The organism is Barnesiella sp. An55 (genome assembly GCF_002161555.1).
Taxonomy (GTDB): Bacteria; Bacteroidota; Bacteroidia; order Bacteroidales; family Barnesiellaceae; genus Barnesiella; species Barnesiella merdipullorum.
In genome coordinates this window covers 127,019-152,760 of record NZ_NFHZ01000004.1, presented here as the reverse complement: position 1 = coordinate 152,760, position 25,742 = coordinate 127,019, and the positions used below count along the sequence as shown (strand labels likewise).

At 52.2% G+C, this 25,742-nt stretch carries 18 protein-coding genes and 4 tRNA genes; 5 read left to right on the top strand and 17 right to left on the bottom strand.

All coding sequences use genetic code 11. From position 1 onward, the window contains the following. Nucleotides 1–14: 14 nt before the first annotated feature. On the bottom strand, nucleotides 15–1,142 hold the full coding sequence (gene dnaN, locus B5G10_RS03910) for a DNA polymerase III subunit beta (RefSeq protein WP_087423438.1): 1,128 nt from the start codon (nucleotides 1,140–1,142) through the stop codon (nucleotides 15–17). Nucleotides 1,143–1,464: 322 nt separating this feature from the next. On the opposite strand from dnaN, the gene B5G10_RS03905 reads away from it, so the two are divergent. After that, nucleotides 1,465–2,199: a hypothetical protein gene (locus tag B5G10_RS03905; protein WP_087423437.1), complete on the top strand. Its 735-nt coding sequence runs from the start codon at nucleotides 1,465–1,467 to the stop codon at nucleotides 2,197–2,199. Between the two features lie 499 nt (nucleotides 2,200–2,698). On the opposite strand, the gene B5G10_RS03895 is transcribed toward B5G10_RS03905, so the two are convergent. The 14 genes from B5G10_RS03895 to B5G10_RS03830 all read right to left on the bottom strand — a co-directional run bounded on the left by B5G10_RS03895 (nucleotide 2,699) and on the right by B5G10_RS03830 (nucleotide 13,389). Next, nucleotides 2,699–2,785, bottom strand: a tRNA-Leu gene (locus B5G10_RS03895). A 24-nt stretch (nucleotides 2,786–2,809) separates the two neighbouring features. Beyond that, a tRNA-Leu gene (locus B5G10_RS03890) sits at nucleotides 2,810–2,894 on the bottom strand. Nucleotides 2,895–2,919: 25 nt separating this feature from the next. Next, a tRNA-Gly gene (locus tag B5G10_RS03885) sits at nucleotides 2,920–2,995 on the bottom strand. Between the two features lie 48 nt (nucleotides 2,996–3,043). Beyond that, nucleotides 3,044–3,116: transfer RNA gene (locus B5G10_RS03880), tRNA-Gly, on the bottom strand. A gap of 111 nt (nucleotides 3,117–3,227) precedes the next feature. Next, entirely contained in the window at nucleotides 3,228–3,815 is a 588-nt protein-coding gene (gene folE / locus B5G10_RS03875; protein ID WP_087423498.1) for a GTP cyclohydrolase I FolE, read from the bottom strand. A 27-nt stretch (nucleotides 3,816–3,842) separates the two neighbouring features. Then, on the bottom strand, nucleotides 3,843–4,358 hold the full coding sequence (locus tag B5G10_RS03870; RefSeq protein ID WP_158098768.1) for an SPOR domain-containing protein: 516 nt from the start codon (nucleotides 4,356–4,358) through the stop codon (nucleotides 3,843–3,845). An 82-nt stretch (nucleotides 4,359–4,440) separates the two neighbouring features. After that, nucleotides 4,441–5,196: a triose-phosphate isomerase gene (gene tpiA, locus B5G10_RS03865; RefSeq protein WP_087423434.1), complete on the bottom strand. Its 756-nt coding sequence runs from the start codon at nucleotides 5,194–5,196 to the stop codon at nucleotides 4,441–4,443. A gap of 35 nt (nucleotides 5,197–5,231) precedes the next feature. Further along, on the bottom strand, nucleotides 5,232–6,740 hold the full coding sequence (locus B5G10_RS03860; protein ID WP_206396545.1) for a BT_3928 family protein: 1,509 nt from the start codon (nucleotides 6,738–6,740) through the stop codon (nucleotides 5,232–5,234). After that, nucleotides 6,724–7,272 (bottom strand): DUF1599 domain-containing protein, encoded by a 549-nt coding sequence (locus tag B5G10_RS03855; RefSeq protein WP_087423433.1) that lies wholly within the window; start codon nucleotides 7,270–7,272, stop codon nucleotides 6,724–6,726. Before B5G10_RS03855 ends, B5G10_RS03860 begins: the two co-directional genes overlap by 17 nt. Nucleotides 7,273–7,882: 610 nt before the next feature. Next, nucleotides 7,883–8,227, bottom strand: coding sequence for a 50S ribosomal protein L20 (gene rplT / locus B5G10_RS03850; protein WP_008860709.1), 345 nt, complete (start codon nucleotides 8,225–8,227; stop codon nucleotides 7,883–7,885). 123 nt (nucleotides 8,228–8,350) lie between these two features. Further along, the gene (gene rpmI / locus B5G10_RS03845; protein WP_087409424.1) at nucleotides 8,351–8,548 is read right to left on the bottom strand and encodes a 50S ribosomal protein L35; all 198 of its coding nucleotides are present in this window, start codon (nucleotides 8,546–8,548) and stop codon (nucleotides 8,351–8,353) included. A 60-nt stretch (nucleotides 8,549–8,608) separates the two neighbouring features. Continuing rightward, complete coding sequence (infC, locus tag B5G10_RS03840) at nucleotides 8,609–9,139, bottom strand: translation initiation factor IF-3 (protein ID WP_087409423.1); 531 nt, start codon at nucleotides 9,137–9,139, stop codon at nucleotides 8,609–8,611. A 56-nt stretch (nucleotides 9,140–9,195) separates the two neighbouring features. Further along, a complete protein-coding gene (thrS, locus tag B5G10_RS03835) occupies nucleotides 9,196–11,136 on the bottom strand; it encodes a threonine--tRNA ligase (RefSeq protein WP_087423432.1) in 1,941 nt (646 codons plus the stop codon). A 168-nt stretch (nucleotides 11,137–11,304) separates the two neighbouring features. Continuing rightward, nucleotides 11,305–13,389, bottom strand: a complete 2,085-nt coding sequence (locus tag B5G10_RS03830) for a tetratricopeptide repeat protein (protein WP_087423431.1) — start codon at nucleotides 13,387–13,389, stop codon at nucleotides 11,305–11,307. A 182-nt stretch (nucleotides 13,390–13,571) separates the two neighbouring features. On the opposite strand from B5G10_RS03830, the gene B5G10_RS03825 reads away from it, so the two are divergent. After that, a complete protein-coding gene (locus B5G10_RS03825; RefSeq protein WP_087423430.1) occupies nucleotides 13,572–14,861 on the top strand; it encodes an NAD(P)/FAD-dependent oxidoreductase in 1,290 nt (429 codons plus the stop codon). 60 nt (nucleotides 14,862–14,921) lie between these two features. Continuing rightward, on the top strand, nucleotides 14,922–15,746 hold the full coding sequence (locus tag B5G10_RS03820) for an META domain-containing protein (RefSeq protein WP_087423429.1): 825 nt from the start codon (nucleotides 14,922–14,924) through the stop codon (nucleotides 15,744–15,746). Between the two features lie 674 nt (nucleotides 15,747–16,420). Here B5G10_RS03820 and B5G10_RS03815 read toward each other — a convergent pair. Both B5G10_RS03815 and B5G10_RS03810 read right to left on the bottom strand, forming a co-directional pair. Continuing rightward, nucleotides 16,421–18,451, bottom strand: a complete 2,031-nt coding sequence (locus B5G10_RS03815) for a M13 family metallopeptidase (protein ID WP_087423428.1) — start codon at nucleotides 18,449–18,451, stop codon at nucleotides 16,421–16,423. A 23-nt stretch (nucleotides 18,452–18,474) separates the two neighbouring features. After that, nucleotides 18,475–20,451 (bottom strand): ABC-F family ATP-binding cassette domain-containing protein, encoded by a 1,977-nt coding sequence (locus B5G10_RS03810; RefSeq protein ID WP_087423427.1) that lies wholly within the window; start codon nucleotides 20,449–20,451, stop codon nucleotides 18,475–18,477. 380 nt (nucleotides 20,452–20,831) lie between these two features. On the opposite strand from B5G10_RS03810, the gene B5G10_RS03805 reads away from it, so the two are divergent. Next, a complete protein-coding gene (locus B5G10_RS03805; protein WP_087423426.1) occupies nucleotides 20,832–23,714 on the top strand; it encodes a PD-(D/E)XK nuclease family protein in 2,883 nt (960 codons plus the stop codon). A gap of 277 nt (nucleotides 23,715–23,991) precedes the next feature. Beyond that, nucleotides 23,992–25,737 (top strand): signal peptide peptidase SppA, encoded by a 1,746-nt coding sequence (gene sppA, locus B5G10_RS03800; RefSeq protein WP_087423425.1) that lies wholly within the window; start codon nucleotides 23,992–23,994, stop codon nucleotides 25,735–25,737. Nucleotides 25,738–25,742: the final 5 nt, after the last annotated feature.

The window sequence follows — 25,742 nt, the reverse complement described above, 5'->3', positions numbered from 1 at the left end:
TAGCTTGTGTTGATTTAGAAATCGTTGAGCATCATAGGCATCAACAGCATCAGCAGGTCTTCGTTCTCCTTGTTCTCGAGCGGTACGATGATGCCGGCACGCGTGGGATCGGAGAGCTCGACCAGTACCTCGTTAGCGGGTATGTTGTTGAGTATCTCGATGAGGAACGAGGCCTTGAATCCAATCGTGAGGTTATCGCCCGTGTAGTTGCAGGCTACCTTCTCCTCGGCCGAGATGGAGTAGTCTTTGTTCTCGGTCGAAACGAGCAGCTCGCCATTCTTCAACTGCAGTTTGGCCAGACCCAAAGCGGCATCGGCAAATACCGACACACGACGCAGCACGTTCACAAACAGGGCGCGGTCGATAATGAGACGGTTGGTATTGCTGGTGGGGATTACCGAGTTGTAGTTGGGATAATTTCCCTCGATGAGACGGCAGTTGAGCACAAAGTCAGAGAGTTTGAAGCAGGCGTTCTTCGAGTCGAACGAGAGTTCCACGTTGCCATTCTCCTTAGGCAGAATCGACTTCAGCAGGTTGGCCGGTTTCTTGGGCAGAATGAACGAAGCCCGCACCCCGGGAGCAACCGCCTGGTTCTTATAGCGTACCAGCTTGTGGGTGTCGGAGGCGACAAACGAGATGCTATCTTCGAAGATGTCGAGATAGATACCATTCATGATGGGACGGAGCTCGTCTTCGGCCGTAGCAAACAATGTGCAGCCAATGCCGTTGAGCAGTTGCTGGGCGTCGAGCGAAATCGATACGGCCGAGCTGTCCATAGGCATCTTGGTGGGATACTCATCGCCATTCACGCCGATGAAGTTGTAACGTCCGTTCTGGAAGTAGAGGAAAATCTCGAGGTTGTTGTCGTCGATTTCGAAAGTCAACGGCTGGTCGGGCAACTCTTTGAGCGGCTCGAGCAAGATCTTGGCATTCACGGCGAAAACGCCCTCGCCTTGGGCCTCCATCACGTCGATAGCCGTGGTCATGGTGGTCTCTTGATCCGATGCGGTCATCGAGAGGCGCGAGCCTTCGAGACGGAACAGAAAATTGTCGAGAATAGCCATCGAGTTTTTCGAGTTAATTACCCGGCTGATAGTCTGCAAATGTGATAGCAACAAGGTGCTGGATACGATAAATTTCATAGATATATCTTTTTGTTTATTTGTTTCTTAGCTCTTTCTCCCGTCACAAAAGGCTCACCGCCTCCAGGGAGGGTGCAGCTCACCGCTACGGCAGTCTGCTACCTAACTCTTTAACGAACAAATGTAGTGAAAATTTTTGGCTCGGCCGACTAATTCGCAAGAATAAATAAAGAAGTTATCAACACCGCCGACCGGAGAGCAGCAAAAACTCTTCGGGATTTCGCTCTTGCGGAGACCGGTTTTTCAAATTTTATTGTTATATTTGTCAATCATGCAGGCAAATAGGGTAAGTCCCCGACATATCAGTTTCATCTGTATAGCCTTGTGCATAGTGTTCGCGGGAGGTTATATTCTGCGGCAAAATTATCTGCTCGACCAGGCATATAAGAAGGCCGCTCCCTATGACTATATCCCGGCGGGAGAGATTGAGGCAATACTCGAGACCACACCCTCCCTGCCCCTCGACTCGACTGCAGCCCTGCCCTACCAGCAACAAGCCCGCACTCTCGTGGTCCTCTGGCAAGAGATTCGCTCGGCCGCAGGGCTTCCCCCAATCGACACCATCATACTATCATTTACCCGGGAAGACGAGGTTGCTTTGTGGTATCGGGCCTCACGGCAGGAACAGAAGAGGCTGAACGGCGAACTTCCACACCTGCTCTCGAACAATTACCACCCCGTGAGCGAGACTTCGGGCCCGACAACCGTGCGCCACTATGCCTTGCAAAACGGAACTTTCCTGCACACCTTATCGGCCCCGGGCACCATGGCCTTCTCATTTGGAACCGACCTCTTCAACGAGGCTTTACAAACGGTCGATGTACTTGCCCTCCGCGAACAATTCACCCACGCCCTGCACAGCCTCGCCCCCCAAGCCTCCGCCCGACTGTTGCAACAGGTCAACGACTTTGGCTACCGCAGTTCGGGACGCTGGCGTGGTGCGAATATTTATCCCCGCACAACCGCACCTCGGGATACTGCCGCCTCATCGCCCGACCTACCGCCCGAAACAAAAAGCGTCCCGCCCCCTACCAAAGGGAACGGGACTGCGGGCTGACACTGCCCGGGACAGCCGTTGGACGTCTATCCCGGTGTGTTCCTAAAAAACGGCTGAGTCTCGATATCGTTTCTCACACTCTTCTACTCATTCTTCTTCCAAATGGGCCATACCACCTCGGCTCTTTTACAAGACAAACCGGATGTATCTACCCGACAACATCGCCACAAACAAAAAAGGGAGATGCTTCCCGAACTTCGGCAAGAATGTTACAACAGATTTGATGTTTTTCTTGATTATACATGGTATTTCGATTTGCTGCAACGCAACTTTATCCCCGGTAGTCTTCCCCTCCTTGCGATGTTTAATAATGCAAATATACAGCAATTTATAAAATATCAAAGCCGCCGTCGAGTTTTTTCTCCTTCACCCTGCTTATTCTTTGCAGGCCCACTCCTCACCCGACTCTTCGAGACCAATCCACCGCACCATACACGCGAGCGGGGAAATTGTGAAAAATAAAAAAGGTCGGTAACCAAAACGATTACCGACCTTTTCATGGTGTCCGAGATGAGATTCGAACTCACACGAGCCAACGCCCACTACCCCCTCAAAGTAGCGTGTCTACCAATTCCACCACCCGGACATACGGTATCTCTACTTCTTTTCTTGGTGCCCAGAACAGGACTCGAACCTGCATGCCTCTCGACACACGCACCTGAAACGTGCGCGTCTACCAATTCCGCCACCTGGGCATTTATTCATCGATAGAGATACCGATGGAGCGAAAAACGGGACTCGAACCCGCGACCCCAACCTTGGCAAGGTTGTGCTCTACCAACTGAGCTATTTTCGCAAATCAAGATTTCAATTGCTTCACCCGAACGCTTTCGGGGATTGTCTGAGCGAAAAACGGGACTCGAACCCGCGACCCCAACCTTGGCAAGGTTGTGCTCTACCAACTGAGCTATTTTCGCAATTGCGAGTGCAAAGATAAACGGACTTTTCGATTTATGCAAGCGCTTCGCTAAAAAATTTTACCAAACATTTTCGACTTTACCGATTATCATTTGATAAATAGAGGGTTATTATTGACAAGAATTTTTGCCAATGAGCGAATAAAATTCGCGGCGCCACTCTTCCTGTTCAAACTTGCCGGTGCAATCGTAGGTAACAGTCACGGCACCCTGCTTTTCGACACCGCGCATCTGCATGCACAAGTGACGGGCCTCGACCATCACCATAACTCCCTCGGTAGCCAGGGCTTCGGCCAGGCTTTGGCAGATTTGTGCCGTGAGGCGCTCTTGCACCTGGAAACGACGGGCAAACGCATCGACCACACGGGCCACCTTACTGAGCCCCACAATGCCGTTGGTGGGGATATAGCCTACATGCACCTTGCCGAAAAAGGGCAGCAAATGGTGCTCGCAGAACGAATAAAACTCGATATCGCGCACAATGACAATGCGCGAACCGGTGTGCTCGAAGACGGCCGAGGATATAATGTCGCGTGCCGACTGGTGATAACCTTTGGTCAATTTCATCATGGCCTTGGCAGCCCGCTCGGGTGTCTTGCGCATCCCTTCGCGATCGGGGTCGTCGCCCAATAAAGAGATAATGGCCCGATAGTGCTCGGCCAATTCTTTGCAAACCCGTTGTTGTTCCTCCGGGCTCATGACAACCTGTTCATCCATGAATCAAAATTATTCTGTAAATCCCTGATGTATCTGTATATGTATTTTATCGCGCACGATACGCATCTCCCGAGCCATTTGCGGGAACTCGTCCTTTAATGACCTCAAGGCATGGCTGGCCTCTTCGTAGGAGCGGAAATCGCCTACCCTCAACCGCCAGAAGGGCGAGGTAAAGGTAACGTAGGTCTCCATCTCGGGGAAAGCCTGGCGAATGAGTCCCTCTTTATAGAGGGCATTGTTTTTGGCCGTGCGGTAGTCGTTGTCGGAGAATACCTGTATGCGATACCCCGACGATTGGGCATACCCCTTGTTGCCATCGTATTTGATGACACCTTCGGCTCGGCTTACCCGCCGGGCCAACTCGGCCGGTTGCACCACTTTGACTTTGCCTCCGGTCTCGGGTCGCTCGAGATACTGGACTATCGATGTATCGGAAACGGCTACCTGCTGGGCTTGAGCCATCCCGCTTATCGCCCCTGTCATTGCCAGAGCCACGATAAAAGTAAAGGTACGTAAGCTGCGCATAACTACATCCATTCAAAAACAATGAGGCTGCAAAAATAAGAATTAATTCCCACTTTTGCAGCCTCTATGAAAATCTATTTTATCAGAATGCGGTAATAATGCCCATGAACGAATCGGCTTTCAGGGCAGCACCACCGATAAGACCGCCATCTACATCGGGTTTGGCAAAGAGCTCGGGAGCGTTGCTGGGTTTGCAGCTTCCGCCATAGAGAATCGAGGTATTCTCGGCTACTTCCTTGCCATACTTGTCGGCAATTGTCTTACGGATGAAGGCGTGGATCTCTTCGGCTTGATCGGCCGTAGCGGTTTTACCGGTACCGATGGCCCAAACCGGCTCGTAGGCCAGGATGATTTTACCGAAATCCTCGGCCGAGAGGTTGAACAGCGAACCTTCTACCTGTGCTTTTACTACTTCGAAGTGTTTGCCGACTTCGCGCTCTTCCAGTACTTCGCCAATGCAGAAGATGGGAGTAAGACCGTTGGCCAAAGCCAAGAGGACTTTCTCTTTCAAGATTTCGGGAGTCTCGTGATAGTAGGCACGACGCTCCGAGTGACCCAGAATTACATATTTTGCGCCTGTCGAGGCAACCATCTTGGCCGAAACTTCACCGGTGAAAGCACCTTCGGTCTTGTCGGCACAGTTCTCGGCACCTACCCCTATGCGGTTGGTATCAATAGCGTTTACAACCGATACCAGGTGGGTAAACGGCGTGGCGATGATTACATCGCATTTGGGAGTTACACCGGCCAGAGCGGCATCGATTTCTTTAGCCAAAGCTACGCCCTCTTGGACGGTAGTGTTCATTTTCCAGTTTCCTGCAACAATGTTCTTTCTCATACTAAAAAAATTTTTATGGGTTAAAAATTATATGATCATTCTTTGTTCTCTTCTTCCGATTTGGACCCTTCGCCAGGCGACGGTGCCGCAGAGAGGTCGGATGAGCCGGTATCACCCGGTGACTCGGTGCCCTTGTTCCGACCCGGCGAACCGGCACTCGATGCCGACCCGGACCGGGCTGCCTGGAGGGCTTTCTCCTTGGCCAGGGCTTCGCGCACCTCGCGCTCGGCATGATGGCGCCGACGTATGCGGGTGAGTCGCCACAACTTGATGCGCCCAATGACCATCGCCACGGTCTTCTCGGTCAGCAGCAAAAAGAGCATGGGCACAAGATAGAGCAGCACGATGAAGCCTATGCGACGCTGCGGCCTGTATATTTCGGCCCGGCCATAGTCGAACTGGTCGAGAGGCTTGGTGAGCTGTGTCTCGTCGGGCAGTTGCGAGGGGGCCGTTTTGCGCAAGATAGTACCGTTCTTGAGCAGCAACACACAGGGATTACCCCGGGCGATGGTACGAATGGCGGTCTTGTCCATGAAGTAGAAGGGATACTCGGCACCGGTATTTTCGAGCCACATCACTACCCCCTGCGGAGTCGAAGCGGTGACACAGGCAAAGCCATACCCCCGCTCCATGCAGTAGTCGTAGAGTTCGTTGATGCGATCGACCTCACTGTCGTCGGCCTTCTCGAGGTCGGGCGAGAGCAGCAAGATGTGATAGTTCTCGTCGTAGAGAATCTCTTCGGTAATATCGGTAGCTCCCCTGTAAATGGTAAACTCATCGATAGTGGGAGTTGCGGGCTCGGGTGCATCGAGCACTTTTTCGTAGCGATCGACGAAAGTCCACCCCTCCTCTTCGGAGGGCAGATTGTCGAGCGAGAATTCCTTTTTCTTACCCTCTTTTTCATAAATAAAGATAAACTCTCGCTCGGGTTCTCCCACGGAAAGAGCCTCGGGAATATTCACCCCTATCTTGTAGGGACGGAAGTCGAGATAGGGCTGATAGTTGACCCCGATATAGCAGAAGAAGAGTACATAGACCAGCGAATAGAGACCCGTGAGCCACTGCACTTGCTGGTTATACAACCCTCTCAGCCGGGAGTTGGTATAGAGCAGGAAAATGACAATACCCAGCAATACTACATTTTTGAAGAAGGTGGCCCAGTTGCTCAGATGGACGGCATCGCCAAAACATCCGCAATCGGATATGGGATTGGCGATGGCCAGATAGAGCGTGAGGGGGGTCATCACGCAAAGGAACAGGAAGACAAGCCGCGGGGTGGACTTGCGGTACGACCCGAACAGCAGATGCACGCCCAGCAGGAACTCGACTACGGCGAGCCCTACCGCAAAGAACATGGTAAACGACGAGAGAAACTCGAGGTGGAAGGCGGCAAAATAGTCTTCAAACTTATAGACCGTGCCATACGGGTCGATGGCTTTCACAAAACCCGAAAAGACGAATGTCCCACCCACAATCAGGCGGGAGAGAAAAACAAGCCACTGAATCAAAAGGGCTTTACGCTTCTCGTTAGTCGTCTTCTCCATACTCTATCTTTATGAGACCAAACAGCGAGTAGTTGATCATGTCCATATAGTTGGCATCGATACCCTCCGATACCAAAGTTTTGCCGCCGTTGTCTTCGATTTGCTTGGTGCGGCACACCTTGGTCAATATGAGGTCGGTATAGGAGCTGATGCGCATGCTGCGCCAGGCTTCGTCGTAGTCGTGATTTTTGGCATACATGAGAGTTTTGGTCTCGGTCATGTATTTGTCGTAGAGAGCCAGTGCCTCGTCGGGGGTGATGTCCTCGTTATCGGCATAACCGAGATGCAACTGGATGAGGCCGATAATACCGTAGTTGACGATACCTATAAACTCCGACCGTATGCCCTCGTCGATTTTGCTTTCGCCCTTTGTCTCGATGCTTCTTATCCGTTTTGCCTTGATAAAAATCTGGTCGGTGAGCGACTGCGGACGCAGGATGCGCCACGAGGCACCATAGTCTTTCAACTTCTTGGCAAACAAATCTCTGCAAATAGATATCACGTGTTCAAATTGTGCTACTGTATCTGCCATGACTACTTCTGTTTTTGTTGAGCTTTTCACCAGGCTCAAACGAGCGGTTTTCATAACCGGCTCCCCGTGCTCGGCTTTAGCTCTGCAAAGTTACAACTTTATTCCAAATACTTGCATGCAAAAATCGATTGATATTGGGGCTATCTCTCTACCTGTGAGAGTCGCCCCGGCTATTCTCATGCCTCCATTGACTTCTGCCCATCTCACGGCACGGCTCTATCGGCCCTCTGCCACCGGCGTTTCCCCCGTCGATGGTGGGCATGAAAAAGCCCGGATTCATTGGAATGACCGGGCTATATAAGGGGTCGTATCAAAGGATGCGATGAAACTCCGAAAGACAGGATTTGAGGGCCTCCGCCCCTTTGTAATCCACCGTGCAAAGCAAACCTCGAAAGGTTGTGGCCCGCCATTGGAACGGAAAGCGTGTCTCGGCATTTCATAATTTTTGATGAGTTTCCCAATCTACTCTGATACGACCGGGCTTTCTCTTCTCTTTGTTACAAAGCTATATAATTCCTGTGAGAAATCAAAATATTTCGCAGAAAAAATTTAGGGACTCCATCGCTGGAATCCCTAAATTTACTATAAAAGAAGATTATGCGTATCTCTCTTATTTTACTTTCTCGACGATAGCCTTGAAAGCTTCGGGGTTGTTCATAGCCAAATCGGCCAGAACTTTGCGGTTGATTTCGATGCCGGCTTTGTGCAGGGCGCCCATCAGCTTCGAATAGGACATGCCTTCGAGACGAGCGGCGGCATTGATACGTTGAATCCACAATGCGCGGAAGTTACGTTTATTGTTTTTGCGGTCACGATAGGCATAGGTCAAACCTTTTTCCCAAGTGTTCTTGGCAACGGTCCATACATTTTTGCGCGAACCATAGTAACCGCGGGTGAGTTTAAGGATTTTTTTTCTTTTTGCTCTAGAAGCAACGTGATTTACTGATCTTGGCATAGTTTTTTTTGTTTTGAATGTTAGCGCTACCGTTCAAGGTAAACTTCAAGCTAAAAACATTCGGTTAATAAATTTTGAAACTACTCTTTTGTTTGTGAGAAAACTTTTGAAACCCGTAGAATCTTATTTCAGACCCAGCAATGCTTTTACATTGTTCACATCGACTGTCTTGAGGGTAGTCATGTGGGTGAGGTTTCTCTTTTGCTTCTTGGTCTTCTTCGTCAGAATGTGGCTTTTGTAAGCATGTTTTCTCTTGATTTTTCCTGTTCCGGTAAGGGCGAACCTCTTTTTGGCACCGGAATTAGTTTTAATCTTTGGCATTTTACTAAATTTTAATTTTATAATTGAATGAATAGTCTGTCCTATCTCTTATTATTATTATTATTTTTTCTTGGGACTTATCATGATAATCATGCGCTTGCCCTCGAGCACCGGCATCATCTCTACCTTGCCATAGTCTTCGAGGTCGTTGGCGAAACGCAGCAACAGCACTTCGCCCTGCTCCTTGAACAGAATCGAACGGCCTTTGAAGAAGACGTAGGCTTTCACCTTGGCGCCTTCGTTGAGGAAACCGATGGCGTGCTTCAACTTGAAGTTGTAGTCGTGATCGTCGGTCTGCGGCCCGAAGCGAATCTCCTTCACCACAATCTTGGTCGATTTGGCCTTCTGCTCCTTCTGCCGTTTCTTTTGCTGATAGAGGAATTTCTGATAATCCAGAATCTTGCATACCGGCGGCACTGCATTGGGCGAAATCTCGATCAAATCGAGACCTTGCTCGTCGGCCATATGCATAGCTTCCTGTATGGTATATACACCTTGCTCTACATTATCGCCGACCAGACGCACCTCTTTTGCGCGGATACGTTCATTGACACGATATTGATCTTTGATGTCATTCTTTTTTGCAGGCATAGGTCTGTTAGGCCTACCAGACTGCGGTTGTGGTTGTGGTTTTTTCTCCATTCAGATTACCATTCTTTGAGTAATTCTTCTACTTCGGCATTTAAATTTGCGGCAAAGGTAGCAATTTTCATCGAACCTTTATCACCTTCGCCCTGTTTTCTTACAGAAACTTCACCATTTTCAGCCTCTTTTTCACCTACAACGAGCAGATAAGGGATTCTCTTCATCTCGTTGTCGCGAATCTTACGGCCTATCTTTTCGTTGCGGTCATCGACAATGGCGCGGATATCTTTCTCGGCCAACTCGCTGGCTACCTTCTGTGCATAGTCGTTGAACTTGGCACTGATGGGCAGCACGGCTACCTGGTCGGGGGTGAGCCACAAGGGGAATTTACCGCCGGTGTGCTCGATGAGCACGGCTACGAAACGCTCCATCGAACCGAAGGGAGCACGGTGTATCATGACAGGACGGTGTTTCTGGTTGTCGCTGCCGGTATATTCGAGTTCGAAACGCTCGGGCAGATTGTAATCGACTTGGATGGTACCCAACTGCCAACGACGGCCCAGGGCATCTTTTACCATGAAGTCGAGTTTGGGACCGTAGAAGGCGGCTTCGCCATATTCTACGCGGGCTTTCAATCCTTTTTCTTCGCAGGCTTCGACGATGGCGCGCTCGGCTTTCTCCCAGTTTTCGTCGCTACCGATGTATTTCTCGCGGTGATTGGGGTCGCGCAACGAAATTTGAGCTTCGAAGTTGTCGAACTTCAGAGCCTTGAAAATGATGAAGATGATATCCATTACTTTCAAGAACTCCTCTTTCAACTGGTCGGGACGGCAGAAGATGTGGGCATCGTCTTGCGTGAAGCAGCGCACACGGGTCAAACCGTGCAGCTCGCCGCTCTGCTCATAACGATATACCGTACCGAACTCGGCGAAACGCAGAGGCAGGTCTTTGTATGAGCGGGGCGATACTTTATAGATTTCGCAGTGGTGCGGGCAGTTCATGGGTTTGAGCAGATACTCTTCGCCCTCCTCGGGAGTGTGGATGGGCTGGAACGAGTCTTTGCCATATTTGGCATAGTGGCCCGAGGTTACATAGAGCATCTTGTTACCGATGTGAGGGGTGATTACCTGCAAGTAACCGAAACGTTTCTGCACCTTGCGAAGCATGGCTTCGAGGCGGTCGCGCAACTGGGTACCCCGGGGCAACCACAACGGCAGACCGGGACCTACGTTGGACGAGAATGCAAAGAGTTCCATCTCCTTGCCTATCTTGCGGTGGTCGCGTTTCTTGGCCTCTTCGAGCAAGACGAGATACTCGTCGAGCATCTTCTTCTTGGGGAATGAGATACCATAGACGCGTACCAGCTGTTTGCGTTTTTCGTCGCCGCGCCAGTAGGCTCCGGCCAGCGAGGTAATCTTCACGGCCTTGATGAGCCCGGTGTTGGGCAAGTGCGGGCCGCGGCACAAATCGGTAAATGCGCCTTGCGTATAGGTGGTAATGGTTCCGTCTTCAAGTTCGCTGATAAGTTCGACTTTATACTCTTCGCCGCGTTTGCCAAACATCTCGAGGGCATCGGCTTTGGAGATTTCTTTCCGCACGATGGGGTCTTTGTGACCGGCCAGCTCGAGCATCTTGGCCTCGATGGTGGGGAAATCGGCTGCCGTGATGGTAGCGTCGCCCGGATCTACGTCGTAGTAGAAGCCATTTTCAACAGCCGGGCCGATACCAAATTTGATACCGGGATAGAGTTCCTGCAGGGCTTCGGCCAACAAGTGTGCCGAAGAGTGCCAGAAAGCATGTTTGCCTTCGGGGTCGTCCCATTTGAACAGTTTGATAGCTGCATCGGTAGTCACAGGGCGGGTAAGGTCCCACTCCTGACCATTGACGGTTGCGGCAAGAACGTCCTGTGCCAACCGGGGGCTTATGCTCTCGGCGATTTGTAAAGGGGTAATGCCAGACTCAAATTCCTTTACCGAATTATCGGGAAACGTAATCTTAATCATCTTTTCTATCCTTTATCTTTTCAACAATTCTTGAAAAACGTTTTATATATTGTACGCAATTATTTCATATTTTATACGGTGTGAGGCGACACTGTGCCGTGTCCCTTTTTTCCAAGGCACAAAAGTAATAATTATTTTATTACCGATACGGATAATTATGAAAATCTTTTAATCACTCAGTCGTTTCAGCAAATTATAGGCGGCTACGACACCCAATTCCCCGGCTTTGCTCAGGTCGGCCTTCCCGGCGGTGGTATTGCCTTGCTTGAGATAGACGAGCCCTCGGTTGTAGTAGGCATCGCCAAAATCGGGACGCAACTCGATGGCTTTGGTATAATCGACTATGGCTCCCCGATAGTCTTGCTGCGAGCAACGCAGGTTACCGCGGTTGTAGTAGGCATAGATGAAACGGGGGGAGTCTTCAATTACCTTTTCGTAGTCGCGCAACACCATCTCATACTCCATCTTGAGGTTCTCGTTCCCCAACGCAGAGAAGCCTATCGAGCCAAAATCGTTGGACTCTTTCTTGCGTTGTGCCTGGAAATCGAGATTCTGTGCCGAGGCCGAAGAGATTTCATACTCGATTTGCTTGGCTCGCACGACAGCCCGCAGGAAGTAGGCCATGGTGAAGTTGCGACTGGTCATGATGGCCCGATTGAGGTCGTCGAGCGCACTGGCAAAGTCTTGCACCAGCATGAAGTCGAGGGCTCGCCCAAAGTAGGCCAACGGATTGGCCGGATTAATCTCGATGAGACGAGAGAAATCGTTGATCGAGGAGAAGTGATAGTTGACCTGGTCGGAGAGCAGGGCTGCCTCGGAGTTGGTAAGCAGCAGCTTCTTGGTAAAGACGCGGGTATCGTTGAGCTCTTCCAGCTCTTTGACATAGTAGATATTCTGCCGCACCGCATCGGGGCGCTCGTAGTAGGTGAGCACATACATGGGGCGGATGGATATCTGCACATTCTGGTCTTGTACCCGACCGCGTATCTTGTTTTCATACTCGGGTTTGTACTCGGTGTGGGCATCGGCCACGAGTATCTGATTGAACTTGTTGATATTCTTGTCCGACTCGGAACGTTCGTCGGCAGCCCGGCCCGACGATTGGCTTGTCGTACCGGCAGCGGCCGTAGCCTCGTCGATGGGTTCGTACTTGGTCTTTTTCTGCAAGTCGAGTGCCAGCATGAAGTCTTTTTCGCCCCCCTTCATGTCGCCCATCTTTCGCTTCGATTCGGAGCGAGCAAAGAAGCCGGCGGCAAAATCGGGGTACTGTGCCAGCACCACGTCGAAGTCGGCAATTGCCTTGCGGTAGCTGCCTATCATGTCGTAGAGCAAAGCCCGGTTGTAAATGGCAAAGTAGTTGTCGGGCTCGGCCTTGATGACTTCCGAGAAGTCCGAAATGGCCTTGTTGCGCTCACCTACCTGCATGCGCAAGAGTCCCCGGTTGTAGTAGGTCATCGTGTTGCCGGGGTCGAGTTGCAGAATGTGGTCATAGTCGTCCATGGCTCCCTGCAGGTCGTCCTGGTGATACTTGATGCGGGCCCGGTTGAAGTAGTACGACACCTCCTTGGGGTCGAGCCGAAGTGCCTCGTTCATATCGGCCAGAGCCGAGTCGTAATCGGCATCGTGCAGCACCTTGATAATGGCTCGCTGGGCATAGGCTCCCGATATATACTTGTCGATCGAGATGGCTTTATCGATATCGGCCATGGCCTTGATCGTGTCGCCTGTCTCGAGATAGAACTGAGCCCGACTCATGTAACCGTTGTAGTAGTTGGGATGCAAGGCAATGAGTTTATCGAAACTCTTCGCAGCCTCGTCATACTTTTTCAACTGCACCTCGGCTATTGCTTTGTTGTTCAAGAAGGTGCGATCTTCAGGAGCATAGCGCAATCCCTGGGTATAGTCGTCGATAGCCCCCTGGTAGTCGCCCAGATTCTGCCGGGCAATACCCCTCACCTGATAGGCATTCACTATGAAAGGGTTGCGCTCGATACAAAGCGAGCAATCCTCCTCGGCGCCTTTGAAATCGTCGAGACTCAACTTGGCCACCCCCCGGTAGAAATAGGGTTCGGCCATATAAGGCTTCACTTTGATGACCTGATTGAAATACTGCATCGACAAGATGTAATCCTCGAAGTAGAGCGCATTGCGCCCGATATTCATCACCCTATCGGTGTTAATCTGAGCCACTGCCCAAAGAGAGGAAAACGACAGCAATAACAGTATGGTATAGGACTTGATCGTAAGTTTCATTCAACGCGTATCATGATTATCAGACAAATGTACGCAAATAATAAGAAATCATCGCAAGGGGGTGAAATTTTTATAAGTTTTTTCTTTTCAGCTCCGGTGAGTGAACATTTTTTACGACCGACTGTCTTATATAGAAAGAGAAGAAACTTTTTACTATCTTTACGCCCCAAATCTGCACAGACATGACTACAGACAAACATACAATCGACAAAGAATTGAAACATCTTGTAATCGTGGGAGGCGGTTTTGCCGGATTCCTGCTGTCGAAGCGAATCGACCATCGGCAATACCGGGTAACCCTGGTCGATCGGAAAAACTTCCACGCCTTCCCTCCCCTGTTTTATCAAATCGCTTCATCGGGTCTGGAGCCGGCAGCCATCTGCTTCCCCTTCAGAAAAGAGTTGCGCAAGTTGCGCCATGTGCGATTTCACATGGGCGAGGCCCTCTCGGTCGATACCGAAAAACAGGTGCTGGTGACCAACACGGGCAACATCGGGTATGACTACCTGGTACTGGCCACCGGGACGACCAACAACTTTTTCAACATGCCCGAATTGCGAGAGCGGGTATATACCCTCAAATCGACTGCCGAAGCCATTAGATTGAGAAACGAAATACTATTCTGCCTGGAGCGGGCCTGTACCTGCACCAATCCCGAATCGCGCCGCACGCTGCTCTGCTTTACCGTTGTAGGGGGTGGTCCCACCGGTGTAGAGATTGCGGGTGCTTTGGGTGAAATGAAGAAGTACATTCTGGCTCGGGAATACCCCGAAATCAGTCCTTGCGATATGCGCGTCGTGATCGTTGAAGGTTCAGACCGGCTCTTGCAGAATATGAGCGACGAGGCCTCGACCAAATCGCGCCAATACCTCGAAGAGCTCGAGGTCGAGGTGATGACGGGCCACACCATGAAGTCGTTTGAGGATTATGTGGCAAGCCTCGACAACGGAGAGAAGATCAAATGCCACACCCTCATCTGGACTGCCGGAATCACCGGTGAACCCCTGCCGGGTATCCCCGAGGAGTCCATTGCCCGGGGACGACGCATCATTACCGACGAGTACAACCGGGTGAAGGGGTGCGAACACGTCTTTGCCATCGGCGATATTGCCTTGCTCACCGAAAAGAATTACCCCAAGGGGCATCCCCAGGTAGCTCAAGTGGCTATCCAGCAGAGCGAACTGCTGGCCCAGAACCTGAACAAGGGGAGTTTTGATACCCCCTTCCGCTATAAAAACAAAGGCAACATGGCCACCATCGGCCGCAACAAGGCGGTGGCCGATCTGCCTCATCTGAAACTCTACGGTCGCCCCGCCTGGTTTACCTGGATGGGAATACACCTCATCTCGATCCTGGGCATGAAAAACAAAATCATCACGCTGCTCAACTGGTGCTGGTACTACTTTACCTACAATGCCACGCTGCGACTGTTGATACGCCCTACCCGATATCCGAAGCGGAACGAAGAATAACCGTAACCGCTACGGCTCGAGATGTAACTTATTATAGTCCTACCCCAAAAACAACGAACAATGAAAAAAATATGGCTTACCTCTCTGGGGATGCTCCTCGCACTATCGATATCATCGTGCAAGACGACTCAAAAAAGTGCAGCACCCCAAGAGGAAGAGGAACCCGAGGCCCCCGCTGTGGTGAGCAAAGTACCCACCATACCTCGTGAAGAATTCGACGGAACCTGGATTGTCAAGAGGGCCGAGCGGAAAGAGGTTGTGGGTGAATCGCCGGTCGAGATCACCTTCGACCTGACCAACAGCCGCATCTATGGTTTCGATGGTTGCAACTTCGTAAACGGCACCTTTACCCTGGGCGACGAAAACGAGTTGCAGTTCGGGTCGCTCATCTCGACCCAAAAGGAGTGTGCCCCCGAGGTGACCGACCGGGCCGTACTGCGGGCCCTCGCCAACACCCGCTCCTACAAGCGGGCTCACGGAGATGAGTTGAAACTAAGGCTGTGCGACCGCCGGGGACGCACAATCATGACCCTCGAAAAACGGATGGTCGATGAGTTGAACGGGGCCTGGCGAGTGACTGCCATCGAGGGTACTGCCATTACCGACGAGCAACCCAAACTGGTTATCGACATTCCCGAAGCCAAGCTCTCGGGATTCGCCGGCTGCAACCGCATATTCGGGAACATCGCTCTGGATGGGACGGCCTATGGGATCTCCTTTACTCAGGTTGCCTCCTCTCGCATGACATGCCCCGAGATAGAGACCGAGGTAAAATTTCTCTCGGCACTCGAAAAGGTGACCGGCTTCACCCCGATAGACAACACTCACGTAGTGCTGTACCAACAGCCCGATATCCCGCTCATTACCCTCGAAAAGGGTTTATAAACTTTTCAAACAGACACGTCAAGCAAAGTATAAAGACATAGGGAACAGGGGGCCAAAAGTCAAGAATAGCTTTTGGTCCCCTGTTTTTTTACCGGGTTCTGCCATCCCCTACAACGACGGGGGACAGACGACAACCGCCCCACTCTATCGAGCCCCCTCCAGAACAGCGAGGTTATCACAGTCTGCCACTCTCGCACAGGCCAAGATATCGTGCCAATGAAGAAAGGCATCGCGGAAACACTATTTAAATAGTTTTATTAGACTATTTAAATAAGATTATTAAAAAGAATAAAAATCATCTCTTAAAAAAGTAAATCGATTAACTCTTTTTATTCAAATCTATTCGTTACTTTTGAATCGCTTTAGATATTATATTCAATAGTAACTCCCCAAAAGAGACTTTTGAGACCGACAGGGAGCAAAAGTTTCATCTATATAGACATCTAAAATTATGGAAAAATCTGCACGACCCACAAAATCAAAATCGTTCTTCTCCAAACTAATGCTATCGATCTTTGTACCCGATTATAAAAAGGTAATGAGACTCTACTGCCAGTCCATCACCACCGAAAAAAAGTCGGCCACCGAGAAATAAGGGAAAAGCAACCACACAACAAAGAGGGCCAACCGACGATTGTCGGTTGGCCCTCTTGATTATACTTGCGGGATGACGATTACCAGATGACTACCCGATCTTTGGGTGCCAGGAACATGGGATCGCCCTCTTTGATATTGAATGCCTTGAAGAAGGTATCGATGTTACGCAAGGCAGCGTTTACACGCCAGCGACCCAGCGAGTGGGGATCGATCTTGGTCAAGCGCAGAATCTCGGCATCGCGGATGTTGCCGGCCCACAGGTTGGCATACGACAGGTAGAAGCGTTGGTCGGCTGTGAAACCATCGATCAAGGCAGGTTCTACCCCATTGAGCGAGTTACGGAAAGCCGTGTAGGCAATGCGCAGACCACCGTGGTCGGCTATGTTCTCACCCAGTGTGAAGTGACCGTTGGCATGAACCGTGTCGAGCACGATGATATTGTCGTACTGTTTAGCCAGAATCTCGGCCCGTTGGTTGAACTGCTCGGCATCTTCGGGCGTCCACCAGTCGTTGAGGTTACCATCCTTGTCGTACTGACGGCCCTGGTCGTCGAATCCGTGAGTCATCTCATGACCGATAACCACACCAATAGCACCGTAGTTCACGGCATCGTCGGCATCGAAGTTGAAGAAAGGCGGTTGCAGAATACCGGCCGGGAAGCAAATCTCGTTGGAGCTGGGGTTATAGTAAGCATTCACCGTTTGCGGGCTCATGTACCATTTGGCCTTATCGACAGGTTTACCCTCGTCTTTGAGCGAGTAGAGCGTCTCAAACTCGGCAGCACGACGCACGTTGGCGTAGTAGCTCTCTTTCGGGTCAATAGTCAGGCCACTGTAATCGCGCCATTTGTCGGGGTAACCGATTTTTACGTAGAAGGTATTGAGTTTCTCGTGAGCCTTGGCTTTGGTCTCGGCACTCATCCATTCGAGGCTGTCGATGTGCTGCCCCAGAGCGGTCTGCAAATTGGCCACGAGTTGTACCATGCGCTCCTTGGCTTCGGGGGGGAAGTATTTGGCTACATACATTTCGCCCACGGCTTCAGACAAGAGACTGTTCGGCACGTTGAGGGCCCGTTTCCAGCGGGGTTCGATCTGCTCTTTGCCCGAGAGAGTCTTGGAATAGAAATCGAAGCGGGCGTTTACGAAGTCGTCGCTCAGATAGGGAGCGGCACCATCGATGCAGTTGAAGGCCAGATAGTCGCGCATCTCTTGCTCGCTCAACGTCTTGAGCAGGTCGTTCACGGCCTTGAGGGTACGGGGCTGACCAATGTTGATTTTCTGTACACTGTCGAGACCTACGGTCTTGAAGTAAACATCCCAGTCGAGGCCGTCGTACTGTTTCTTCAAATCGGCCACAGTCATCACGTTGTAACCGGCCTGAGGGTCACGCAGCTCTTCACGGGTGAAGGCAGCCTTGGCGATAGCCGTCTCTACCTTGAGCACCGTGGCGGCAGCCTGCTCGGCAGCCTCCTGGCTATAGCCGGCCAGGGTAAAGAGAGTCTTGATATAGTTGGTGTAGCTGTCGCGAATCTTGCGGCTGCTCTCGTCGTCGGATACATAGTAGTCGCGGTCGCCCATGTTCATACCGGCCTGATACCACCCGGCAATGTTCATCGAGCTGTTCTTGGCATCGGCATCGACATAGATGGCAAAGAACGGAGCCGACATGGTGCGGTGCATCTCACCGATCATGGCACTCACGGCCTCTTTGCCCGAGAGCGACTGGATGCGTTTGAGTTCGTCGGCAATAGGAGCGGCACCCTCTTTGTTCAGTCGCACACTGTCCAACCCCATGTTGTAGAGGTCGCCTATCTTTTGGGCGACACTACCCGGTTCGGCTTTCTGCTTGCCCAGGTCTTCGAAGAGGAGACGTATCTGCTCCTGGTTGTTTTCACGCAGTTGATCGAAAGAGCCATAACGGGCATACTCGGGTTTCAACGGATTATTTTTCATCCACCCGCCGCAGGCATACTCATAGAAATCGTCGCCACAAGCTACCGTCGTATCGAGGTTGGAGAGGTCGATACCCGGCGTTTTGGTCACCGATTTGCTCGTACAGCCTGTTGCCATCAAGGCTGCTGCAAACGATAAAATCATTACTTTTTTCATTTTACTATATATTATATGTGTCTTTATTTACTCTGTTTTTGCAACCGTTCCAATGCCTCGGAGGCCTCGGACCACCGCCACATGGTATCGTCGAGTTGCTTTTTCAACTGCCCGTGCTGTTCATAGAGTGCCGTATCGGCAGCCCCCTCGGGGGTAGAGAGTTTCTCTTCGAGTTCGGCGATCTGTTTCTCGAGTTCGGCCACTGCCTTTTCGGTATCGGCCACCTCCTTTTCTGCTTTCCGCAAACGACGTGCCAATTCCTTTTGAGCCTCATACGAGAGCTTCGATCCCTCGTTTGCGGTCGAAATGGCAGGCGCAGCCTCGACTTTCGGCGAGGCGACCTTCTTGTCGGAAGCGGGAGTAGTGGTGCTTTGCTCGAGTTCCCGCAACGACTCGAGTTTGCGGCTCTCGAGAAAATCGTAGATTCCACCCAGGTGTTCCCGCACTCGTCCGCCTCCAAATTCATAAACCTTCGATACCAGTCCGTCGAGGAACTCACGGTCGTGCGAGACGACAATGACCGTGCCGTTGAAGTCGCGGATGGCCTGTTTCAGCACATCCTTGGTGCGCATGTCGAGGTGGTTGGTGGGCTCGTCGAGAATGAGCAGGTTGACCGGCTCGAGCAACAACCGTATCATAGCCAACCGGGTGCGCTCGCCACCCGAGAGCACCTTCACCTTCTTGTCGGAGGCCTCGCCGCCAAACATGAAGGCTCCCAGGATATCGCGTATCTTGGTGCGTATATCGCCCACGGCCACCCGGTCGATGGTGTCGAAAACGGTGAGCGACTCGTCGAGCAGACTCGCCTGGTTCTGGGCAAAATAGCCAATCTTCACGTTGTGCCCTATCTTGAGGGTACCGGTATAGGGTATCTCACCCATGATACACTTGACCATCGTCGATTTACCCTCGCCATTCTTACCTACGAAAGCGACCTTCTCGCCCCGCTTGATGGTAAAGGTGGCATTGGCAAAAACCAGATGGTCGCCATAACTCTTGCTCACCCCATCGGCAATGACGGGATAGTCGCCCGAACGGGGTGCGGGCGGGAACTTGAGATTGAGGTGCGAAGTATCGACCTCATCGACCTCGACCCGCTCGAGTTTGGCCAGTTGCTTGATGCGCGACTGCACCTGCACCGATTTGGTGGCCTTGTAGCGGAATCGCTCGATAAAGGCCTCGGTGTCTTGTATCTGTTTCTGTTGGTTCTCATAGGCACGGCGCTGCTGCTCGAGACGCTCTTGCCGCAACACCACGTAGCGGGAGTAGTTGACCTGGTAGTCATAGATGCGCCCCATCGAAATCTCGATAGTGCGGGTGGTCACATTGTCGATAAAGGCACGGTCGTGCGAAACCAGCACCACGGCATTGGCCCGCGTGGCCAGGAAATTCTCGAGCCACTGTATCGACTCGATGTCGAGGTGGTTGGTGGGCTCGTCGAGCAACAGCACGTCGGGACGTTGCAACAGCAGTTTGGCCAGCTCGATACGCATGCGCCAGCCACCGCTGAACTCCGAGGTGTCGCGATTGAAATCGTCGCGGGTGAATCCCAAACCAATCAAGGTCTTCTCAATCTCGGCCTGGTAGTTGGATGCCCCGATGAGAGAGAGTTGCTCATTGGCATTGGATACCCGCTCGATGAGCTCCTGATATTCGGGAGACTCGTAGTCGGTGCGCTCGGCCAGCTCGTTGTTCATGCGCTCGATGCGCGCCTGTAGTTCAAAGATGTGGGCAAAAGCCTGCTCGGCCTCCTGCATCACCGTGCGAGTGTCGGTGAGATTCATCTGCTGAGGCAGATAACCGATGGTGAGATCTTTCGGCATATTCACACTGCCCGATGTAGGCGCCTGCAAACCGGCAATAATCTTCAGCATGGTCGATTTGCCGGCCCCGTTCTTCCCGACCAGGGCAATGCGATCCCGCTTATTGATGACATAAGTGATGTTGTCGAACAACGTATTTCCGCCAAATGCAACCGAAAGTCCTTCTATCGATATCATATTTCTCGTTTTATCGGTGTGCAAAGATAGTGAAAGGTGAGAGCAAAGGGAAAGGGGAAACGAAGTTTTCAACCTTCACTTTGCCGAACCGCATCCTATTTTCGCAGCATGCAAAGATAGTGAAAGGTGAGAGCAGAGACAAACGAAAAATGAGGTTTTCAAAGTTGGACGATACCGAGCCGACTCCTATTTCCCATAAAAATTGTGAAAGAGAAAGCTCCCCGGATTCCGCATCGAGGTGCGGAATGACCCCGTCACCCTGCTCGACGAGAGGTAATGAGGTATATGAAAAAGCCGATATCGAGTCTCATTTTCCCACTCAGATTTCGGAATGTGGATAAAAAGCCGTAAACTTGTAAGCGTAAATCGCACGTTCCCTTATGACTCCTTTCCTGTACCGCATAGCCCAGGCGTTTTACCAACGCTACGGCTCCGAGATATCGCAACTGGCCTTCGTCTTTCCCAACCGACGAAGCGGCATCTTCTTTCAGAAATACCTGGCCGAGGTGGCGGGCAAACCGCTCTTCTCTCCCCGGGTGACGACCATCAACGACCTCATGGCCGAACTGTCGCCCTACACCTCGATCGACCGCATCAGCCTGCTGGTGATGCTCTACAAGCGATACATCGAGTTGCGGCAGAGCGACGAGACGTTCGACAATTTTGTCTTTTGGGGCGACATGCTGCTGGGCGACTTCGACGACGTGGACAAATACATGGTCGATGCCCGACAGCTCTATACCAATATTCACGACCTGAAAGAGATCGACGAGTTCTACCTCACCGACGAGCAGATTGCCATCATCAAACGCTTCTGGGGGCACCTCTTCTTCCCCTCGACCGAGAGCGAGAACAAGCAGCAGTTCATCCAGCTGTGGCAGATTCTCTTCGACCTCTATACCCGGCTGCGCAACGACCTGGCCGCACAGAACAAGGCTTATGAGGGAATGATTTTCCGCGACGTGGCCGAACGCTGTCGCCGCAAGGAATCGCTCGACCTGCCCTACACGCAGGTGGTTTTCGTGGGGTTCAATGCCATTACCGAGGCCGAACGGGTGTTCATGGAGTATCTGCGCGACACGGGGCTGGGTGACTTCTACTGGGACTACTACGCCCCTACCCTGCAAGACCCGTACAACAAGGCGGCTTTCTTCCTGAACGACAACAAACGGCGGTTCCCCTCGAAAATCGATATCGACGAACACATCGACGAGACACCCCAAATCGAGCTCATCTCGATTCCCTCGGCCGTGGGCCAGGCCAAACAGGCAGCCGATATTCTACAACAGCTCATCGACGAGAAGCGGTTGTCGCCCGAACGGGCCATCGACACAGCTATCGTCCTGCCCGACGAGGAGCTGCTGCTCCCCATGCTCTACTCCATCCCGCCCGAGATTTCGACAGTCAACATCACCATGGGATACACGCTGCAACACACTACCGTGGCAGCTCTCATGGAGGCGGTATTCCAGATGCAGCGTCACGTGCGCTTCGCAAAAGGTGAGCCGCGTTTCTACCACATCGACGTGAAGCAGTTGCTGGGGCATCGCTTCATCGCTTCGCGTCTGGGCGACGAGGCCCAACGCATCACGGCCTTCATCAACGGCAACAACCGGGCCTTTGTCTCGCCAGGCGAACTGGGACACCACCCTCTGGTCGAGTTGCTCTTCACCATCCCCGCCACGGCCGACGAGGCTGCCGACTATCTTACCCGGCTGCTCGAATATCTGCAACAGGATGCCGTTCCCGGGCAGGCGACCGATAGCCCCGATGACGAAAACTCGCCCGTGGGTTTCTCGGCCGTAGAGCGAGAGTTCATGTACCACTACTACATCACCATCAAGCGATTGCGCGACGTCATGACCGAGCAGCACATCGCCATGGGAGTCGATACCTTCTTCCGCCTGCTGGGCAAGATGGCCGCTTCGATTTCGATACCCTTCCGGGGCGAACCACTCTCGGGCCTGCAAATCATGGGTGTGCTCGAGACCCGGGCACTCGACTTCGAAAACCTCATCATCCTCTCGATGAACGAGGGGGTATTCCCGGTGAAGAAGGTGGCTGCCTCGTTCATCCCCTACAACCTGCGACGAGGGTTCGGCATGGCCACTACCGAGCACCAGGACAGTATCTATGCCTACTACTTCTACCGCATGATAAGTCGGGCCAAACGGGTGTTCCTGCTCTACGACAGTCGGGCCGAAGGGCTCAAGAGCGGCGAGGTGAGCCGTTACATCTACCAGCTGAAGTATCACTACCGCATACCCATACGGGAGATTCAGGTCAACTGCGACATCGCCACCTTCTCTCCCACAACCATCACGGTCGATAAGCACCAGTATGGCATCGAGCAGAAACTGGCCGATTTCCTCGCGGGAGGCAACAGTGCCCTGTCGGCGAGTGCCATCAACCGTTATCTGAACTGTCCGCTGCAATTCTACCTGCAATACATCGAGGGGCTCGAACGTCCCGACGAAGTGGCCGAGAGCGTCGATAGCGGTACCTTCGGCAGCATTTACCACGGCATGATGCAACGCATCTACGAGCGCATCGAGGGCGACCGCGAGCAGGTGACCGTCACGGCCGACCACATCGAGGCCATACGCAAGGACCGACAGCTGCTCACCCGATATCTCGAGGAGTGCTTCGCCCGCGACTACTACAAAACCCCGCAGCACCCCAAGGTGCTCACGGGGTATGACTACCTCACGGGCGAGATTATCCTCAAGCTCATCGACAAGACTCTCGAGAAGGACCGGGCCCTCACCCCGTTCATCTATCGGGCCTCCGAGCTGCGCATCACGGGCGAGGCCCCCATCGGCAACAATCGGGCCGTGCAGCTAAAGGGCTTTATCGACCGGGTGGACGAGTGTAACGGACGCATACGCATCGTCGATTACAAAACGGGAAAAGAACGGCTCGACTTCAAATCGGTCGAGGAGCTCTTCGACAGCACGGCCACCGAGCGCCGCAAAGCCATTCTGCAAGTGCTGCTCTACTGCAAGCTGTACAAGATGAAGTATCATCCGGGCTCACCGGTCTATCCGGCCATCTATATCATACGCAACCTGTTCGACAAATTCGAGTGGAACATTCGGTACGAAAAAGAACCCTTCACCGATTTTTCCCGGGTCGAAGAGGAGTTTGACCAATGCCTCACGGATTGCCTCAAGGAGATATTCGACCTCGACCGCCCCTTCACACAGACGACCGAAGAGAAGCATTGCCAATACTGCGATTTCAAACTGCTGTGCAAACGATAACCGGCCAACCCGGAAACCGACTCAAGAGCCCGCGCAATGCAAGCGTCTGTCGTGTCCGGCAAAAGTTTCGACACCGTAACAGAAGGTCTGTCGGGAAAATTGTTTTATCGAAAAACGATAATTTTTTATTGATTTACTTGGATATTTCAAATTTAATACGTACGTTTGCCCTATCTAAAAATCGAAGATAAACGACTCATGAGCTTTTTCTTTGGAAAAAGAGTTTATCTTTGTCAAACCGAATGAAACAAAAACCATTAAACAAAGAGATAAAACAATGAAAAAATTTTTCATCACGACATTCGCCTGTGTATTGGGCGTATTTATTGCCGGCGTGGTTCTGTCGTTCCTCTCGATCATAGTCCTGGCCGGCATAGTAGCCTCGACCGAGACCACATATACCCCGCAACCTCACACCATACTGAAACTCGACCTGGGCACCGTGACCGAGCGCAGCCAGGAAGATGTCGTGGGATTTCTGCTGGGGAACTCGCAAAAGAGCGACGGGCTCAACAACATAATCAAAGCCATCGAAACGGCCAAGGAGAACAAAAACATTGCCGGTATCTATATCGATGCCGGTGGCATGAACATGGGTATCGCCACGCTCGACCGCATACACCGGGCTCTGCTCGACTTCAAAGAGAGCGGTAAGTTTGTCTATGCCTATGCCGACACCTACACGCAACGCGAGTATTTGCTGAGTGCCGCCGCCGACAGCGTGATGCTCAACCCCGTGGGGGCCATCGACTTCAGAGGTCTGGCCAGCCAGATAATGTTCATGAAGGGACTCTACGACAAGCTGGGTATCGAAATGCAGGTCCTCAAGGTGGGCACCTACAAATCGGCCGTCGAGCCCTATATCAACACGCAGATGAGCGACGCCAACCGCGAGCAGACCATGGCCTACATGACGCCTATCTGGAATCACCTGCTGGAGCAACTGTCGAAAGACCGCAACCTCACCGTAGAGCAACTGAACAGCCTGGCCGACACCCTGCTGATTACCGTCGATGCCAAGGACTTGGTAGCCAAAGGGCTGGTCGATAGCCTCATGTACCGTCCGCAGATGGATCAGTTCCTCAAAGCCAAAGCCGGCATTGACCCCGACGACGACCTCATCTTCGCCTCGGCCAACGACGTGGCTTCCATCAAGCAATCCAAAAACAAGGCCAAAGAGGCCATTGCCGTTGTGTATGCCGAAGGGGGCATAGACCTCGACAAAACCTCGGGCATCCAAACGGCCGAGCTGGTCGAAGACCTCACCGAGATTGAGAAAGACGACGATATAAAAGCCGTGGTTCTGCGGGTGAACTCACCGGGTGGAAGCGCCTACGGTTCGGAGCAGGTATGGGCCGCCATCGAGGCTATCAAGGCTGCCGGCAAACCGGTAGTGGTATCGATGGGCGACGTAGCCGCTTCGGGCGGATACTACATCTCGTGCAACGCCGACCGCATCTTTGCCAACCCCACAACACTCACCGGCTCGATTGGCATCTATGGCATGATTCCCAACTTCGAAGGGCTGGTAACGGGCAAACTGGGTGTCACCTTCGACGGGGTGCAGACCAACCGCTACGGTAACTTCGGGAGCTTCAACCGCGCCATGACCCCCGACGAACGCAACCAGATGCAACACTATATCGAGCGGGGATACGAACTCTTCACAACCCGTTGCGCCGAGGGCCGTGGCATGAGTCTCGAAGCCATCAAGAAGATTGCCGAAGGGCGCGTATGGGATGGACAAACGGCCCTCAAGATAGGTCTGGTCGATGAACTGGGCGACCTCGATGCCGCCATCGCCTGGGCTGCCCAAAAGGCCAACCTCGAGAACTACAAGACACTCGACTACCCCAAACAGAAAACGGCCATGGAACAACTGCTCTCGACACTGAACACAAACGTGCGGGCCCGCATCGCCGCTGCGTATCTGGGCGAGAACTACAAATACCTGCAAGCCATCGAGCAGTGCAAAGAGATGGACCCCATACAATATCGCATGGAGGATATAGAACTCTATTAACACCC